The organism is Vibrio sp. 1580, from assembly GCF_033340055.1.
Map to the genome: position 1 here is coordinate 1 of NZ_JAWOVT010000326.1, position 675 is coordinate 675.

Sequence of the window (675 nt, forward strand, 5' to 3'; positions counted from 1 at the left end):
TGAGTTTGCGAAGAAGAACGACGTTCCTGTTGTATTAACGCTAGGTACAAAGTTTGTTATTCAAGACGATCCTAAATACTGGCAAGACTTTATTCGTGAACACGTTTCTGTTGTCGCAATGAACGAAGACGAAGCAGAAGCTCTAACAGGCGAAACTTATCCGCTAGCCGCTTCTGATAAGTCGCTAGAGTGGGCTGATATGGTGTTATGTACCGCAGGTCCTGTTGGTCTGTTTATGGCGGGTTACACTGAAGACAGTGCGAAGCGTGAAACCACGTTGCCATTACTTCCTGGCTCGATTGCTGAATTTAATCGTTACGAGATCAGCCGTCCGGCTAAAAAAGATGCTTGTCAGAATCCAATTCGAGTTTATTCGCATATTTCTCCTTACATGGGCGGTCCAGAGAAAATTAAGAACACAAACGGTGCGGGTGATGCTGCGTTGTCTGCTGTTCTTCATGACATGGCGGCAAATAAATACCATAAAGAAAATGTGCCTAACTCTAGCAAGCACAGCAATGAGTATTTAACTTACTCATCTTTTTCTCAGGTTTGTAAATATGCGAACCGTGCGAGCTACGAAGTTCTCGTGCAACATTCTCCTCGTCTGTCTCGTGGCTTACCAGAGCGAGAAGACAGTTTGGAAGAAGCATACTGGGAACGTTAATTCATATC

General features: G+C 44.3%; 1 protein-coding gene. It reads left to right on the top strand.

The genetic code is table 11. From position 1 onward, the window contains the following. A partial coding sequence (locus R7093_RS25800; protein WP_318147095.1) for an inosine/guanosine kinase occupies positions 1–667 on the top strand: 667 nt, incomplete at its 5' end. Positions 668–675: the final 8 nt, after the last annotated feature.